Source organism: Haloplanus rubicundus, from assembly GCF_003342675.1.
Lineage (GTDB): Archaea > Halobacteriota > Halobacteria > Halobacteriales > Haloferacaceae > Haloplanus > Haloplanus rubicundus.
Genome location: NZ_CP031148.1, coordinates 2368712 through 2382977, shown reverse-complemented (window position 1 = coordinate 2382977; position 14266 = coordinate 2368712). Strand labels below are relative to the sequence as shown.

15 protein-coding genes and 2 tRNA genes are annotated in these 14266 nt (G+C 67.6%); 9 read left to right on the top strand and 8 right to left on the bottom strand.

Annotation, left to right across the window (positions count from 1 at the left end; genetic code table 11):
- The first annotated feature begins 56 nt into the window (after positions 1 to 56).
- The 4 genes from DU484_RS13275 to DU484_RS13260 are packed head-to-tail and all read left to right on the top strand — an operon-like array spanning position 57 to position 3904.
- A complete protein-coding gene (locus tag DU484_RS13275; protein ID WP_187347807.1) occupies positions 57 to 1001 on the top strand; it encodes a branched-chain amino acid ABC transporter permease in 945 nt (314 codons plus the stop codon).
- On the top strand, positions 998 to 2404 hold the full coding sequence (locus tag DU484_RS13270; protein WP_114606173.1) for a branched-chain amino acid ABC transporter permease: 1407 nt from the start codon (positions 998 to 1000) through the stop codon (positions 2402 to 2404). Before DU484_RS13275 ends, DU484_RS13270 begins: the two co-directional genes overlap by 4 nt.
- Positions 2397 to 3203, top strand: coding sequence for an ABC transporter ATP-binding protein (locus tag DU484_RS13265; RefSeq protein ID WP_114606172.1), 807 nt, complete (start codon positions 2397 to 2399; stop codon positions 3201 to 3203). Before DU484_RS13270 ends, DU484_RS13265 begins: the two co-directional genes overlap by 8 nt.
- The gene (locus DU484_RS13260) at positions 3200 to 3904 is read left to right on the top strand and encodes an ABC transporter ATP-binding protein (protein ID WP_114606171.1); all 705 of its coding nucleotides are present in this window, start codon (positions 3200 to 3202) and stop codon (positions 3902 to 3904) included. Before DU484_RS13265 ends, DU484_RS13260 begins: the two co-directional genes overlap by 4 nt.
- Here DU484_RS13260 and DU484_RS13255 read toward each other — a convergent pair.
- From DU484_RS13255 to DU484_RS13225, 7 genes are all read right to left on the bottom strand, one after another.
- Positions 3901 to 5244: an ABC transporter substrate-binding protein gene (locus DU484_RS13255; RefSeq protein ID WP_114606170.1), complete on the bottom strand. Its 1344-nt coding sequence runs from the start codon at positions 5242 to 5244 to the stop codon at positions 3901 to 3903. The genes DU484_RS13260 and DU484_RS13255 overlap by 4 nt on opposite strands.
- A 125-nt stretch (positions 5245 to 5369) precedes the next feature.
- The gene (locus DU484_RS13250; RefSeq protein ID WP_114606169.1) at positions 5370 to 5666 is read right to left on the bottom strand and encodes a DUF5785 family protein; all 297 of its coding nucleotides are present in this window, start codon (positions 5664 to 5666) and stop codon (positions 5370 to 5372) included.
- A gap of 747 nt (positions 5667 to 6413) precedes the next feature.
- Positions 6414 to 6497: transfer RNA gene (locus DU484_RS13245), tRNA-Ser, on the bottom strand.
- 52 nt (positions 6498 to 6549) lie between these two features.
- Positions 6550 to 7308, bottom strand: coding sequence for an SDR family oxidoreductase (locus DU484_RS13240; protein WP_114586458.1), 759 nt, complete (start codon positions 7306 to 7308; stop codon positions 6550 to 6552).
- A 68-nt stretch (positions 7309 to 7376) separates the two neighbouring features.
- Positions 7377 to 8132 carry a hypothetical protein gene (locus DU484_RS13235; RefSeq protein ID WP_114606168.1) on the bottom strand — a complete coding sequence of 252 codons (756 nt, stop codon included), beginning with the start codon at positions 8130 to 8132 and terminating at the stop codon, positions 7377 to 7379.
- Between the two features lie 45 nt (positions 8133 to 8177).
- Positions 8178 to 8780: a uracil-DNA glycosylase gene (locus DU484_RS13230; RefSeq protein ID WP_114587270.1), complete on the bottom strand. Its 603-nt coding sequence runs from the start codon at positions 8778 to 8780 to the stop codon at positions 8178 to 8180.
- Between the two features lie 77 nt (positions 8781 to 8857).
- Positions 8858 to 9886 carry an Mrp/NBP35 family ATP-binding protein gene (locus tag DU484_RS13225; RefSeq protein ID WP_114606167.1) on the bottom strand — a complete coding sequence of 343 codons (1029 nt, stop codon included), beginning with the start codon at positions 9884 to 9886 and terminating at the stop codon, positions 8858 to 8860.
- 161 nt (positions 9887 to 10047) lie between these two features.
- Here DU484_RS13225 and moaA point away from each other — a divergent pair, with 161 nt between their 5' ends.
- Positions 10048 to 11055: a GTP 3',8-cyclase MoaA gene (moaA, locus tag DU484_RS13220; protein WP_114606166.1), complete on the top strand. Its 1008-nt coding sequence runs from the start codon at positions 10048 to 10050 to the stop codon at positions 11053 to 11055.
- A gap of 37 nt (positions 11056 to 11092) precedes the next feature.
- Here the strand turns inward: moaA and DU484_RS13215 are convergent, their stop codons facing one another.
- Entirely contained in the window at positions 11093 to 12517 is a 1425-nt protein-coding gene (locus DU484_RS13215; protein ID WP_222844849.1) for an SLC13 family permease, read from the bottom strand.
- A gap of 205 nt (positions 12518 to 12722) precedes the next feature.
- On the opposite strand from DU484_RS13215, the gene DU484_RS13210 reads away from it, so the two are divergent.
- From DU484_RS13210 to DU484_RS13195, 4 genes are all read left to right on the top strand, one after another.
- A tRNA-Ser gene (locus DU484_RS13210) sits at positions 12723 to 12807 on the top strand.
- 15 nt (positions 12808 to 12822) lie between these two features.
- Positions 12823 to 13347, top strand: a complete 525-nt coding sequence (locus DU484_RS13205) for a 30S ribosomal protein S13 (protein WP_114586453.1) — start codon at positions 12823 to 12825, stop codon at positions 13345 to 13347.
- Positions 13348 to 13875 carry a 30S ribosomal protein S4 gene (locus tag DU484_RS13200; protein ID WP_114586452.1) on the top strand — a complete coding sequence of 176 codons (528 nt, stop codon included), beginning with the start codon at positions 13348 to 13350 and terminating at the stop codon, positions 13873 to 13875.
- Positions 13872 to 14264: a 30S ribosomal protein S11 gene (locus DU484_RS13195; RefSeq protein ID WP_114586451.1), complete on the top strand. Its 393-nt coding sequence runs from the start codon at positions 13872 to 13874 to the stop codon at positions 14262 to 14264. Before DU484_RS13200 ends, DU484_RS13195 begins: the two co-directional genes overlap by 4 nt.
- Positions 14265 to 14266: the final 2 nt, after the last annotated feature.

Genomic DNA, 14266 nt, shown 5'->3' with positions numbered 1-14266 from the left:
TGGTCTCCGGGGCGGTCACGTTCTCGCGTCTCGGCTCGCTCGTCTGGGACGGCGTGATGCGCGGCCTCGTGATCGGCCTCGCCGGGGTCGGTCTGTCGATGACCTACAGCATTCTGAATTTCGCGAACTTCTCACACGGCGACTACATCACGAGCGGGGCCTTCGCCGGGTGGGCAACGACGTACGTCGTCGCCGGGTTGGGGCGGGCCGACATCGGCTCGCTCCTCCTCGTCGGCGCCGGCGGCTCCGTCTTCGGCGGTGCGCTCGGCATCGGCGTGACGACGACGCCCGTCGCCGTCGTCGCCGGCATCGCCGTCGCGGGCGTCACGACGGTGCTGCTGGCGCTGGCCATCGACCGCGTCGTCTACAGACCCATCCGCGACGAGAGCGGGATCACCCTGCTGATCACCAGCATCGGGGTGGCGTTCGCCCTTCGCTACCTGATCCAGTTCGTCTTCGGCTCCAGCGTCCGCGGCACGACAGCCGCCGGGTCGGTCCCACAACTGTCGCTGTATTTCGTCGACGGCGTGGTCCGGGTCGACGCCCACGACGCCACGCTCTTCGTCGTCGCCGGCGGACTCATGGTCGCCGTCCACCTCCTCCTCCAGACGACGAAGCTCGGCAAGGCGATGCGCGCCATGTCGGACAACGAGGACCTCGCGCGCGTGACCGGGATTCCAACCGAACGCGTCGTCCGCGCGACGTGGATCATCGGCGGCGCCCTGACCGGCGTCGCCGGCTACGTGTTCATCCTCTGGAAGGGGACGCTCGGCTTCAACGACGGCTGGCTCCTCCTCTTGCTCATCTTCGCCGCGGTCATCCTCGGCGGCATCGGCTCCATCTACGGCGCCATCGCCGGCGGCCTCGTCATCGGCATCGCGGCGTCGGTGTCCGTCATCTGGATCCCCTCCGCGTTCTCCCGCGCCGCCGCCTTCGTCGTCATGATCGTCATCCTGCTCGTGCGTCCGCAGGGGCTGTTCTCCGGGAGGTCGACCGCATGAGCGAGAGCGAGACCGACGAATCCGCGGCCGGGACGCTCCGCCACCTCTGGGCACAGGACGCGGTCAAAATCGCCGCCCTCCTGCTCGTCATCTACGGGGCGTATCTCGTCAGCGGCCTCGTCCTCGGCTACAGCGTCCGCGGCCAGTTGAACTCGCTCGCCTCACTCACCTTCTACATCGGCGTCTTCGCCACCCTCGCGCTCGCCTTGAACCTCCACTGGGGGTACACCGGCCTGTTCAACATCGGCGTCGTCGGCTTCATGGCCGTCGGCATCTACGTGATGGCCTTCGTCTCCAAGCCGCTGTACGGCTCCGGGGGTGCCGCGCAGGTCGGCGGCCTCGGCCTCCCAATCCCGGTCGGCATCCTCGCCGGGATGGTCGCCGCTGCGGTGCTCGGCTTCGTCGTTGCCCTCCCCGCGCTTCGGCTTCGCGCCGACTACCTCGCCATCGTGACCATCGCGATGTCCGAAATCGTCCGCTTCTCCTTCCTCTCGTCGACCTTCCAGCGGTTCCAGTTCCCGTACAACCTCGCCGGCGACACCACCCGCGTCGGCTTCGGCGGCGGGAGCGGCCTCATCCTCGATTTCCCCGACCCCCTCCTCGCGTTCATCGACGCCATCGGGCTCTCGGGGGCGTACGACGGTCTCGTCGCCCTCGTCGGCGGCGTCGTTCCGAACAACCCCGAACCCATCGTCCACAGTCTCGTCTACGGGCTGGTCCTCCTCGGCGTCGTCGCCGCCTACTTCTGGCTCCTGAAGCGGACGGGCGAGTCGCCGTTCGGGCGCGTCCTGAAGGCCATCCGCGAGGACGAGGACGTGGCCCGCGCCCTCGGCAAGAACACCGACCGCTTCAAAATCGTCTCGTTCATGCTCGGCTGTGCGCTGATGGGGCTGGCCGGTATCCTCTGGCTGATGGGCCAGGGCGCGGTGACGCCCAACTTCTTCCGGCCGCGGCTCACCTTCTTCGTCTGGATCGCGCTCATCATCGGGGGCGCCGGGTCCAATACCGGCAGCGTCATGGGTGGGGCCGTCTTCGCCGCCGTCCTCTATCAGGGGCCGCTCTACTTCCAGAACGTCGTCACCTCCGTCTTCCAACCCGGCGAGGCGCCGAGCAGTTTCGGGCCGGCGATTTCGCCGCTCATCTCCAACGTCGATCCGTTCCCCTTCCTGCTATACACGCTCGATTCGGTGCGCCAGCTCCAGCTGGTCGTCATGGGCGTCGCGCTCGTCTGGTTGATGCACAATCGGCCGGAGGGAATGCTCGGCCACCGCAAGGAGACGGCCGCGGCCATCCCGCTCGGGCGGCCGGGCGGCGGCGCGGGCCGTGGCGGCGGCTCGGACCCTGACGCCGCCCCGACGCCGGGGACCGACGGCGACGGCTCCGGAGGTGCGACCGATGAGTAAGTCGATCACCCAGTCCCGGCCCGACGTGAGCGAGACGCCGCTCCGGGTCGAGGGGCTGACGAAACGCTTCGGCGGCATCACGGCCGTCGACGGCGCGAGCTTCGAGGTCGAACGCGGGACGCTCACGGGGCTGATCGGCCCGAACGGCGCCGGCAAGTCGACGACGTTCAACCTCATTACCGGCATGCTCTCGCCCGACACGGGGACGATCACCTTCGACGGCGACGACATCACCGGGCACGAACCCTACGAAATCGCCAATCGCGGGCTGGTCAGGACTTTCCAGATCGCCCGCGAACTCGGCGAGATGACCGTCCTCGAGAACATGATGCTCGCGCCGAAGGGCCAGCGTGGCGAACATCTCTGGCGGTCGGTCCTCCCCGGCGCCCGCGGGAGCGTCCGAAAGCAGGAAGCCGAACTCCTCGACCGGGTGTGGGAGACGCTTGACTTCTTCGACATCGAACACCTCGCCGAGGAGTACGCGGGCAACCTCTCTGGCGGCCAGCGCAAACTGCTGGAGATGGCACGGGCGCTCCTGACCGACCCCGACATGCTCCTCCTCGACGAACCGTTCGCCGGCGTCAACCCGACGCTGGAGAAACGGCTCCTCGAACACATCCACGAACTCCGCGATCAGGGGTACACCTTCCTCCTGGTCGAACACGACATGGATCTCATCATGAACAACTGCCGGCACGTGATCGTGATGCACCAGGGGCAGATTCTGACCGAAGGGACGCCCGCGGAGATCAAATCGAACGAGGAGGTCATCGAGGCGTATCTGGGAGGCGACGTATGAGCCTCCTGACCGTCCGCGACTTAGACGCCGGCTACGGCGACCTCCAGATCCTGAGCGGCGTCGACATGGACGTCGGCGACGAGGAGTACGTCACCATCGTCGGCCCGAACGGCGCCGGCAAGTCGACCGTGATGAAGTCCGTCTTCGGCCTCACCACCTACATGGGTGGGGAGGTGACCTTCGACGGCCGGGACATCACCGGCCGTCCCCCCGAGGAGATCATCCACGAGGGGATCGGATACGTGCCACAGTCCGACAACGTGTTCGCGTCGCTGTCGGTCCGGGAGAACCTGGAGATGGGTGCGTACATCCTCGACGACCTGCCCGAAGACCGACTCCGGGAGGTGTTCGAGCGGTTCCCGGTCCTCGAGGAGCGCCAGAGCCAGACGGCGGGGACGATGAGCGGCGGGCAACGACAGATGCTCGCCATGGGCCGGGCGCTGATGCTCGACCCCGCGCTCCTCCTGCTGGACGAACCGAGCGCCGGTCTCGCGCCCGACCTCGTCGACGAGATGTTCGACCGGATCGACGAGATCAACGACGCCGGCACGGCGATCCTGATGGTCGAGCAGAACGCGAAGGAGGCGCTCCGGCGCTGTGATCGGGGGTACGTCCTCGCGAACGGCCAGAATCGGTTCGAGGGCGACGGCCGGACGCTCCTCGACGACGAGGAGGTCCGCCAGCAGTTCCTCGGCGGTTAGGCCGACAGCGCCGTCTCGAGCACCGACGTGTACGACGACTCGCCGATGTTGAACGCCACCTGATTCGTCACGGTGCCGCCGAACTCGTCTTGGAACACTTCGGTGAAGCGATTCGAGAGTTGCTGGCCGTAGTCGTTGTTGACGTACAGCGTCGCCGCCGACGTGTTCTCGAGGCGTTCGGACGCGACCTGTGCCATCACGCGGCCCTGCAACTGGTCGGATGGTGCGGTCCGGAAGATGTAGTCGTCGTCGTCGAGGCTCGTGACCGAGAGGGCGGTACTGGACGGCGAACAGCCGACGATCTGGTTGGGGATGAACACCTCCTGTGAGACGGGGACGTTCACGCCGGAGGACGCGGAGCCACAGACGCTCGGCATCCCGGCGTTGACGAGGGCTTCCGCCGCCGTCACGCCCGCCGAGGGCGACGTCTGGGTGTCCTCGACCTGCGCGTTCACCTCCAGATCCAGATCGGAGTTGTTGACCTGCCGCGCCGGCAACTGCGCCGCCTGGATCATCGGGCCGCCGACGGACGCGAGGTCACCCGTCTCCGGCAGGAGGATGCCCACGTCGATGGTGCGGCCCATGCCGCCGGGGCCGCTGTCGGCCATCGCGCCACCACCCGACGGGTTCGCGCCCTCGAAGTTCTGCACCTCGACCTGGCTGGTCCCCTCCTGATCGGCTCCTCGGAACTCCCAGATGGCGTACGCCGCGGACGCCGGATCGCCGGCCTGGTTGAAGTTGGTCGCGCTGGAGGCGCCTTGGTAGTTGATGTCCTCGCCGTTGGCCGCCGCCTCGACGGCGTCGAGGAAGTTCTGGGGGCCGTACTCGGTGCCGCCGGGGTTGGCGATACGACGCATCTGGTCGCGGATGGCCGTCCCGTCGTTCTCGCCCGCCGCCGCGTTCGCGAGAATCTGGAGAGCGACCGAGTCGTACGACTGGGAGGTGAACACCCCTGGTTCCGCGCCGTACTGGTCCTGGAACATCGACGTGAACGCCTCCTGATTCGGCCCGCCTGCGGCGGGCGCCGTCCCGATAACGTTCTCCATGTCGTTGCCGACCTGTCCGGGCATGGCGCCGTCGCGGAGGCCGTCCGGCACGAGGATGTCGTGTTCGCCGCTCGCCATGGAGTAGTAGTCGCGGAACAGCTGGATCCCGCTCTCGGGGTAGCCGATGACGACGAGCATGTCGGGGCCACCGTCGCCGCCACCGCCGCCACCGCCACCGTCGCCACCGCCACCGTCGCCACCGTCGCCGCCACCGCCGATACAGCCCGCTAATCCGACGGCACCGGCCGTTCCGGCCCCGACGAGCAACTCGCGTCGTCCGATATCACGTACCATACAAACACGAATGGCCGCAGAATTGATAAACTCTTCCGCAAAATCGGGGTCCCGTCGGGCGTCAGCACCCTCAGACAGTACGTCGCCGCCGGCTCTCGCCGGACGGTCACGACGGGAGCTGACCCTTACGACGATTCCTGATAGAACCAGTAGCCGTTCGCCCGCATCGCCTTGCCGAGCGCGCGGTGCATCTCGACGAAGTCGCCGAACTCCTCGGCGTCGACGCCCTCGAAGATGTCCCGGAGGGAGACGACCGTCTCGTGGTCGATCCGAACGGGGTCGTCGCCGTACTGGTCGACGAAGGCCGCGACCTCGAGGGGGAAGTCCTGGTCTTCGTCGACTTTCTTGGCGATGACGGCGTGGCCGTACTTGCGGCCGCCCTCGCTGCCCTCCTCGCCGTCCGGGTCGTGTGGCCAATCCATGTCCGACCGTTAGTCGCGTGGCTCAAAGCCGTTACGTTCGAAACCGGAGAACGTCGCCGACAGCCTACAGCGGGGAGAACCGGTGTACCTCTCGGGCGTGCCGGACGAGCGCCTCCGTCGTATCGAAGGTTTCGCCGCAGCCACACCGGTGCGAAGCCGCCGTCATCGACTGGCCTGTCGACATACACGTATGGTTTGTATCCAGATGTATAACGATTATTATTGTTGTGGGCTGACGTGTGTCGCGATAACTGTTGACGTGAAGTTCCGGCAGAGACGAGCGAAGGGCGTCGGGAGACGTCGGTGGGACTCCCGCGAGCGGAGCGAGCGGGAGGTCACCGACTGATCGAGACGAGCGAAGGGCGTCGGGAGACGTCGGTGGGACTCCCGCGAGCGGAGCGAGCGGGAGGTCACCGACTGATCGAGACGAGCGAAGCGAGTCGAGAGAAGTCGGTGGGACTGGAATTCGAATCGCCAGCGGTCGCTTTTCTCTCGCTAGCGCTCGTGAAAACCGGTGGGACTGGGATTCGAACCGGAACCAGACGTGCTCGCTCGCGTCGCTCGCTGCGCGCGACTGGTCGGGCTCGAATCGCCAGTCGTACTCGTCCGTCGCGCCAGAACAGGGCGCGACGGCCATCGGTGGGACTGGGATTCGAACCACGGTCGGACGTGCTCACTCCGTTGCGCGCGCCCTCCCTGATTCGAATCCCAGCGGCCGCTCTCCGCTCACTGGCGTTCGCGGAGAAGCGGTGGGACTGGGATTCGAACCCAGGAAGCCGTGAGGCTACCTGCTTTCAAGGCAGGCGCAATAGGCCGCTCTGCCATCCCACCACGTCCCGACGTTCCGTCGCGGCGGGCTAAGGCCTGTCGGTTCGGCCGACGCTCACTGACTTACGTACCCGCCGTCGATCACCAGCGTCTCGCCGGTCACGAAGGACGCGTCGGCCGAGCAGAGCCACACCGCGGCGTCGCCGATTTCCTCGGGCTCGCCGATGCGACCCATCGGCGTCGCCTCGCTGACGCCCTCGATCATCTCCGGGTTCGCCGTCGACGCCCGTTCGACCATCGGCGTCTCGATCACCCCCGGCGAGATGGCGTTTACCCGCACGCCGTCCCGGCCGTACTCCAGCGCGGCGGTCTTGGTCAACCCGATCACGCCGTGCTTGCTCGCGACGTAGGGGCTGACGCCCTGAAAGCCGACGACGCCCGCGATGGAGGAGGTGTTCACGATGGCGCCGCCGCCGTCCTCGATCATCGCGGGGATCTCGGCCTGCAGTCCCAGAAAGACGCCCTTGAGGTTGATGTCGACGACGCGCTCCCAGTCGTCGTCCGACTGATCGACCAACGAGTCGTTGTGCCCCTCGATACCGGCGTTGTTGAACGCGAAGTCGAGACCGCCGTAGCGCTCGACGGCCGTGGCGACCATCGCCTCGACGTCGTCCCGGTCGCTCACGTCCGTCTCGACGAACGTCGCCTCGCCACCGGCCTCGTGGATCGCGTCGACGGTCTCCTCCCCGCCGGCCGCGTCCACGTCCGCCGCGACGACGCTCGCACCCTCCGCGGCGAATCGCATCGCTGCCGCCCGGCCGATACCGCTGCTCGCACCCGTTACGACCGCCACCGAATCCCGGATTCCGTTCATGGTCGGGGAAAAGTTGTCGGTCGCACTACAAAAAGACGTAGGTCGGTTGAAACTTGTGGCCGGCGGTATCAGTCCCGAACCAGCCGCGGCTCCGCCCCGTCGTAGTCGATCCGAAGGCCGAGTTCGTCGACGACGGTGGCGGTGTGGACGGGGACGATCCGTTCGGCGTCGACCCGTGCGTTCAGGAGGGGGAGCGCGTCGAGCAGATCCGACCCAGTCTCGACGACCGGCTGGACCGGCAGGAAGTCGACGTCGTGGCCCTCGTCGCGGCCCCGCGCGGTCAGCGTCTCCAGCGACGGGTCGGCGAAGGCGTCGGTGAAGTCGATCGGGTCGGTGAAGCCGGCGTAGTAGACGCGCCCCCGGGTCGAGGTGCCGAGGACGACTTCGGAGCGCCGGAGTTTCATCGCCGCGTTGTCGACGATCGGCCGCGTCAGGAAGGGGATGGTCGGTTCCACGACTGCGGCGGAGACGACACCCTCCTCGCGGAGGAGGTGAGTGACGCTGTTGCCGGCGCGGGCGGCCATATTCGAGCCGACTTGCGGTTCGAAGCGAACGTCGCCGAGGTCGTCGAGCGCCGACGCCGCCACCGCCCGCACGGCCGCCTCAGACGCCGTCTCCGTGACGTGTTCGTCGGGCAGGAGGTCGTCCGGACGGTAGTTGACGAGGAGGTCGCCGCCGGAGCGGTCGACGGCGACGAGGACGTCTTTGAGGACCGCGGCGTACCACTCCGCGGCCTCGGCCTCGGTCAGTGGGCTCGTCGCCGCGAGATCGGTCGCGACGAGCCCGTCCCGCGGGGGATCGGCCAGCACGGCGATGGTGGTCATACCTCCGGGTCGTGGCGGCGCGCCCTTGAACGCGCCGGTCCGTGTCTAGTCGTGCGCGCCGCTCCGTCCCTTCGTCTGCCGGTAGTCCCGTCCGAGCACCGACTCGGCGAAGTACTCGACGAAGGCCTCGGTTGCGGCGTCGGTCTGGTCGTCGAGGGCGCGCATCGGGACGAGTTCGAAGCCACGGCCACGGATCGTCGTCGCGTGCTGCTCCGCGGCGTCGAGTTCCGCGGGATCGCGGGTCGTGTGTTCGGTGGCGACGCCCCGGAGCGCTCGCGTCCCGACGGGGACGATGATCTCCGGGTTGATCATGCGCAGGTCGGCGGTGAGGTAGGGATCGCAGGTCGCCACCTCCTCGTCGGTCGGGCCGCGGTCCGGGTGGCGACACCGGGTGAGGTAGGTGAGATACGCCCCCTCGAGTTCGGGGCGGTCGGCGTCGGGCGGCGACGCCGAGAGGTCGAGGGCGCCGAGGATTCGCTGGAGGCGACGGCCGGCGTCGTCGCCGGTGAAGGGGACCCCGGTGCGGTCCGCACCCGGTCCCGGCCGGCCGCCGACGAACAGGAAGTCCGCGGCGACGTCGCCGTAGCCGTGGACGACGTTCGTGCGTGCGTCACAGAGATCCGAACAGTTCCGGCAGTCCTCGTCCATGCCGAACGGATTGTCGGGGGAGTCCTGTGCTGGGTTCACGTGCGCACCTCGCCCGCCGGAGACAAAAGGGGTCGGTCCTACCGGTCCGAGACGCGCCGCCGGTTGACGACGCCGACGTTGTTGGCGACGTCCTCGGTGATGACGCGGAAGGCGTCGGCGGTCGGGTTGTCGTCTTTCAGTACCATCGGCTCCTCGCCGCTCCGGATCTCGGGATCGAGGGGGACGCCGCCGAGGTAGGGGAGGTTGTTCGCCTCCGCGAGTTCGCGGCCGCCCCCGGAGCCGAAGATGTCGTGTTGGCCGCCGCAGTCGGGACAGACGAAGGAACTCATGTTTTCGACGAGGCCGAGGACGTTCGTGTCGTGGCGGCCGAACATCCGGATGCCCTTGCGGGCGTCGTCGACGGCCACCTCCTCCGGCGTCGTGACGATGACGGCACCGGCGAGCGGGAGCGTCTGGAGGATGGTCAACTGCGTATCACCCGTCCCCGGCGGCAGGTCGAGGACGAGGTAGTCGAGTTCGCCCCACTCCACGTCCTCGACGAGTTGGGTGAGGACCTGATGGACCATCGGGCCGCGCCAGATGACGGGGTCGTCCTCGCCGACCATGAACGCCATGCTGATGAGCTTCACTCCGTAGCGTTCGGGCGGAATGATGGTGTCGTCGTCCGTCGCCGTCGGCGGGTCCTGGGAATCGAGCATCCGGGGTACGTTCGGGCCGTACACGTCCGTGTCGAACAGGCCCACCTTCGCGCCGAGTTTCGACAGCCCGGCGGCGAGGTTGACCGCGACCGTCGACTTCCCGACGCCCCCCTTCCCGGAGGCGACGGCGACGACGTTTTTCACGCCCGGTAACACCTCGTCGTCGCGGATGGCGGCGGGCCGCTTGGCCGTGAGTTCGACCTCCAGGCCAGCGTCGGCCAGTACCTCCCGCACGTCCGCGGCGATGGCGCTCTCGGTCGGCGCGTAGGGCGCCCCGAGGGCGAGCGACACCTTCGCCACCCCGTCCTCGATCTCGACACCGTTGACCAGTCCGAGCGACACGATGTCGTCACCGAGATCAGGGTCCTCGACCCGGCCGAGCAACTCCCGTACGTCGGCTTCGTCCATGGCGTAGCGTGGGTGTGAGGATCGGATAAGGGTTTTGTCGTCACCCCCGCCGAACGAAACCGGCGGGGGCCACTCCGGTGTCGGAACGTAACGTCGTATGGTTACGTCGACGGGTTTCGATGACGCCAATTTAAGCGTCTCCGGACGAAGGATCGAATAGAATGCTGGAGGACGATTTCGGTCGTGAGGTGACGGGGGTTCGCGTCTCACTCACCGACCGCTGTAACTTCGACTGTGTTTACTGTCACAACGAGGGACTCGGTGACACGCGTGGGCCGATGGAGGCCCAAGACGACGAGATGTCGGCCGACGACATCGTTCGGTTCCTCGAAGTCGCCGCGGAGTTCGACGTGGACAGCGTGAAGTTCACCGGCGGCGAGCCGATGCTCCGGGACGACCTAGAGGAGATCATCCGCCGGACGCCCGACTCGATGGAGGTGTCGATGACGACCAACGGCACGTACCTCCCCGGCCGCGCGGAGGGACTCGTCGACGCCGGTCTCGAACGCGTCAACGTCTCGCAGGACGCCCTCGACCCCGAGGCGTTCGCGGAGATCACGAAGTCGGGTGCCTACGACAAGGTGATGGAGGGCGTCGAGGCGGCGCTCGACGCGGGACTCGACCCCGTCAAGCTGAACATGGTCGTCTTCGAGCACACCGCGGGCTACGTCGAGGACATGGTGGACCACGTCGCCGAGAACGACGGGCTCCAGCTCCAGCTGATCGAGTACATGCCCGAACTGACGGGGAAGCCGGAGTGGAACATCGATATCCAGCGCGTCCACGACTGGCTGGCCGACATCGCCGACGAGGTGGAGCACCGGGAGATGCACGACCGGAAACGCTACTGGGTGAGCGGGACCGACCCGGACGCCCCGGCCGCGGACCCGTCCAAACGGGGGATGGTCGAAATCGTCGACCCCGTGGAGAACCCCACGTTCTGTGCCAACTGCCACCGGGTCCGGGTCACCCACGAAGGGTATCTGAAGGGCTGTCTCAACCGCAACGACGACCTGCGGTCGATGGGCGAGATGACCAAAGACGAGATTCGCGAGACGTTCAGAGAGACCGTCGCCAACCGCGTCCCCTACTACGGCGAGTACATGGTCAAAAACGACGAGGGCGAGTGGGAGATCAACGACGAGTACATCGGCGCGCCGACGGCGTAACCGCGGTCCGAACGCCCTTCGGAATACGTCCTGCCGCTCAGATCGTGACGACACTGTCGACGAACGGCCAGTAGACGGTCCAGCTGAGGACGACCACCACCACGGCGACGGCCAGCGTGAGCAGCCCCAACCGGAACACGTCGGTCGCGTCGAGCGGACCGCGGTCGTAGGCGACCAGAACCGCGGGGTTGTTGAACGGCAGGAACGTCGCCGCCATCAGGATCGTCGTCAGCCCGAAGGAGACGTACAGCGGCGTCACGCCCGTCGTGGACAGGCCTTCGAGCACGACGGGAAAGAGCACGACGAACGAGGCCGACACCGACGAGAACGTCCCGCGCACCAGCACGGCGACGGCGAAGACGGCCGCCACGACGACGGCGTCGGGCGCTCCGGGGGGAACGACGACGCCGAACGCCTCCACCACCAGGTCGAACGCGCCGACCGTCCGCATCACGTCCAGCAGCGACAGCATGGCTCCGACGAGGAAGACGATGCCCCAGTTGATCGCGCGGACGTCCGACGCGTCGAGGACTCCGACACCCGGCAGCGAAAACAGGACGACGATCAGCACCGCCGGGACGAGCGTCGGAATCCCGACGAACGACCCGACGACCCACATGACGATGGCGCCACCGAGGCCCCCGAGCACGAGTCGCTGGTCACGACCGAGCGCTCGGAGCGTAGGGTCGTCGGCCTCGGAATCGGCGTCGGTCCCCGTCGACGCGCCCGTCGGGACCTCGCCGGACACGTTGTAGTAGAGCGCGCCGAGAACGGTACAGCAGGCGAACAGGAGCACCGTGGGCGGCGCCATGTACAGCGCCCACTCGACCCACGTCAGCGGCCGGACCGAGGCGTTGACGAGTTCCGCCGTCGCGACGGCCATGCTCCCGCCGGTCATGAGCGCGAGCGACGCCACCGGGTTCAGGTGGCCGATCACGTAGTAGGCCAGTCGGCGGAACTGGCTGTCCGCCGGGGCGCCGAACGAGGCGTTGATGCGGTCGATGATGGGCATGAACGTCACGCCGCGAGCCAGCCCGGACGGGAGGACGAACGCGAGCAGCAACACCATCACCGAGAGCCGGCGGACCGAGCGCCGCGGGGTGTCTCGGGCGGCGACCAGTCGGGCGGCCACCCAGTCGTCGAGGTCGACGTTCGCGACGCTCCGGCCGACGAGCAACAGCACGACGAAAAAGAACACGAGCGTCGAGGCGAAGCCGCTCGCGGCGTCGGCGAACGTCGGGACCGTCCCGAGGGCGTGGAGGAGTGCGACACAGAGCACGCTCGAGACGGCGTAGGGGACCGGTTTCGTGATCCAGAGCACCAGCGTCGCCGCGAACACGGCGAGGACGGTCCGGACCGTGCCGTCGACGCCGCCGACCGGCGGGCCGAGGGTGCCACCGACGAGGACGACGGCGGCCACGCCGAGTCCGACGAGTTGCGGGAGATGTTGTCGGCGGCTCACACCGTTCCCGCCCGCCCGGAGGAAGATATCGTTGCCGACTCCGGCCGGGGGCCTTTCGTGATGTTTAAGTATCGCCCCCGGGTTCTCTCGAATGCATGCTGCAGGGGCGCCCGGCCCCGAGTCCGGAAGCGCGATGATTCGGACGCCGAATCATCTGCCAGCAAATCCGAATGGATTTGCGAGGGCGACGATACAGAACGCGAGGGTTGCGGTAGCCAAGCCTGGCCCAAGGCGCAGGGTTGCTAACTCTGTGGCGTCAAGCCTCCGGGGTTCGAATCCCCGCCGCAACGCTCACACCCATACCAATGAGTGCAGAAGAACCACAGGACGGCTCCCCCGAGGACGACGAGGACCTTCGGTACTTCGTCAGAATCGGCCAGACCGACCTCGACGGGACGAAGGCCGTCGAGCGGAGCCTCACCGACATGAACGGCATCGGCAAGCGCACGGCGCGCATCGTCGCCGACGCGGCCGACGTGGATCGAACCGCCACGTTCGGGCGCCTCGACGACGACGAAATCGACCGCGTGATCGAGGTGGTGGAGCACTTCGCCGACGAAGTCCCCGAGTGGATGGTCAACCGGCGAAACGACTTCTACACCGGCGAGAGCGACCACATCGTCGGCTCGAACCTCAGTCAGACGCGCACGCAGGACATCAACCGGATGAAGATGATCGACTCCTACCGTGGCGTCCGACACAAGCGCGGACAGAAGGTGCGCGGCCAGCGGACCAAGTCCACCGGCCGTACCGAGGGCACCATCGGCGTCAACGTCGAGGCCATCAAGGAAGACATGGCCGAGGAAGCCGCCGAGGAGGAGGAAGGATAGATGACAACCGGCAAGAACACCAAGTTCTACGAGACGCCGAACCACCCGTATCAGGGCGAGCGCATCGCCGAGGAGGCCGATCTCCTCGGGCGCTACGGCCTGAAGAACAAAGAAGAGCTCTGGCGTGCCCAGTCCGAACTCCGCGAGATGCGCCGCGAGGCGCGACGACTGCTCGGCGACGCACAGGGTGACGTCGAGGCGGCCGCGGAGGCGGGCGGCGAGTTCGTCGCTCGGCTCCAGCGACTCGGCATCCTCGGCGGCGAGGACGACATCAGCGACGTGCTGTCGCTGGAAGTGACGGACCTGCTCGAACGACGGCTGCAGACGGTCGTCTACCGGAAGGGGCTGGCACACACGCCCCAGCAGGCTCGCCAGTTCGTCTCGCACGGACACGTCACGGTCGACGGCGCGCGCGTCCAGACGCCGTCGAAGAAAGTGGAGGCCGACGAGCAGGCCTCGGTCGCCTTCGACGAGACGAGTCCGCTCGCGGACGACCTCCACCCCGAACGCGCGGAGGCCCAAGAATGAGCGCCGACGAACAAGAGAGCAAGTGGGGCATCGCCCACGTCCACGCGTCGTTCAACAACACCCTCATCACGATCACGGATCAGACGGGGGCGGAGACCATCGCCAAATCGAGCGGCGGGACGGTCGTGAAACAGAACCGCGACGAGGCGTCGCCGTACGCGGCCATGCAGATGGCCGAAGTCGTCGCCGAGGAGGTCCTCGCGGCCGGTATCGAGGGCGTCCACGTTCGCGTGCGCGGTCCCGGCGGGAACGACAACAAGTCCCCCGGCCCGGGCGCGCAGGCGACGATCCGAGCGCTCGCCCGCGCCGGCCTGGAGATCGGTCGTATCGAGGACGTGACGCCGATCCCGCACGACGGCACGCGCGCGCCGAAGAACAGCCGCCTCTAACA

What these genes read in the sequence shown, in the direction of transcription:
- DU484_RS13255 (WP_114606170.1), bottom strand. Translation starts at nt 5,244, where the DNA reads ATGGTACGTGATATCGGACGACGCGAGTTGCTCGTCGGGGCCGGAACG.
- moaA (WP_114606166.1), top strand. Translation starts at nt 10,048, where the DNA reads ATGCTGGAGGACGATTTCGGTCGTGAGGTGACGGGGGTTCGCGTCTCA.
- DU484_RS13265 (WP_114606172.1), top strand. Translation starts at nt 2,397, where the DNA reads ATGAGTAAGTCGATCACCCAGTCCCGGCCCGACGTGAGCGAGACGCCG.
- DU484_RS13260 (WP_114606171.1), top strand. Translation starts at nt 3,200, where the DNA reads ATGAGCCTCCTGACCGTCCGCGACTTAGACGCCGGCTACGGCGACCTC.
- DU484_RS13225 (WP_114606167.1), bottom strand. Translation starts at nt 9,886, where the DNA reads ATGGACGAAGCCGACGTACGGGAGTTGCTCGGCCGGGTCGAGGACCCT.
- DU484_RS13205 (WP_114586453.1), top strand. Translation starts at nt 12,823, where the DNA reads ATGAGTGCAGAAGAACCACAGGACGGCTCCCCCGAGGACGACGAGGAC.
- DU484_RS13250 (WP_114606169.1), bottom strand. Translation starts at nt 5,666, where the DNA reads ATGGATTGGCCACACGACCCGGACGGCGAGGAGGGCAGCGAGGGCGGC.
- DU484_RS13270 (WP_114606173.1), top strand. Translation starts at nt 998, where the DNA reads ATGAGCGAGAGCGAGACCGACGAATCCGCGGCCGGGACGCTCCGCCAC.
- DU484_RS13200 (WP_114586452.1), top strand. Translation starts at nt 13,348, where the DNA reads ATGACAACCGGCAAGAACACCAAGTTCTACGAGACGCCGAACCACCCG.
- DU484_RS13230 (WP_114587270.1), bottom strand. Translation starts at nt 8,780, where the DNA reads ATGGACGAGGACTGCCGGAACTGTTCGGATCTCTGTGACGCACGCACG.
- DU484_RS13275 (WP_187347807.1), top strand. Translation starts at nt 57, where the DNA reads ATGCGCGGCCTCGTGATCGGCCTCGCCGGGGTCGGTCTGTCGATGACC.
- DU484_RS13240 (WP_114586458.1), bottom strand. Translation starts at nt 7,308, where the DNA reads ATGAACGGAATCCGGGATTCGGTGGCGGTCGTAACGGGTGCGAGCAGC.
- DU484_RS13195 (WP_114586451.1), top strand. Translation starts at nt 13,872, where the DNA reads ATGAGCGCCGACGAACAAGAGAGCAAGTGGGGCATCGCCCACGTCCAC.
- DU484_RS13235 (WP_114606168.1), bottom strand. Translation starts at nt 8,132, where the DNA reads ATGACCACCATCGCCGTGCTGGCCGATCCCCCGCGGGACGGGCTCGTC.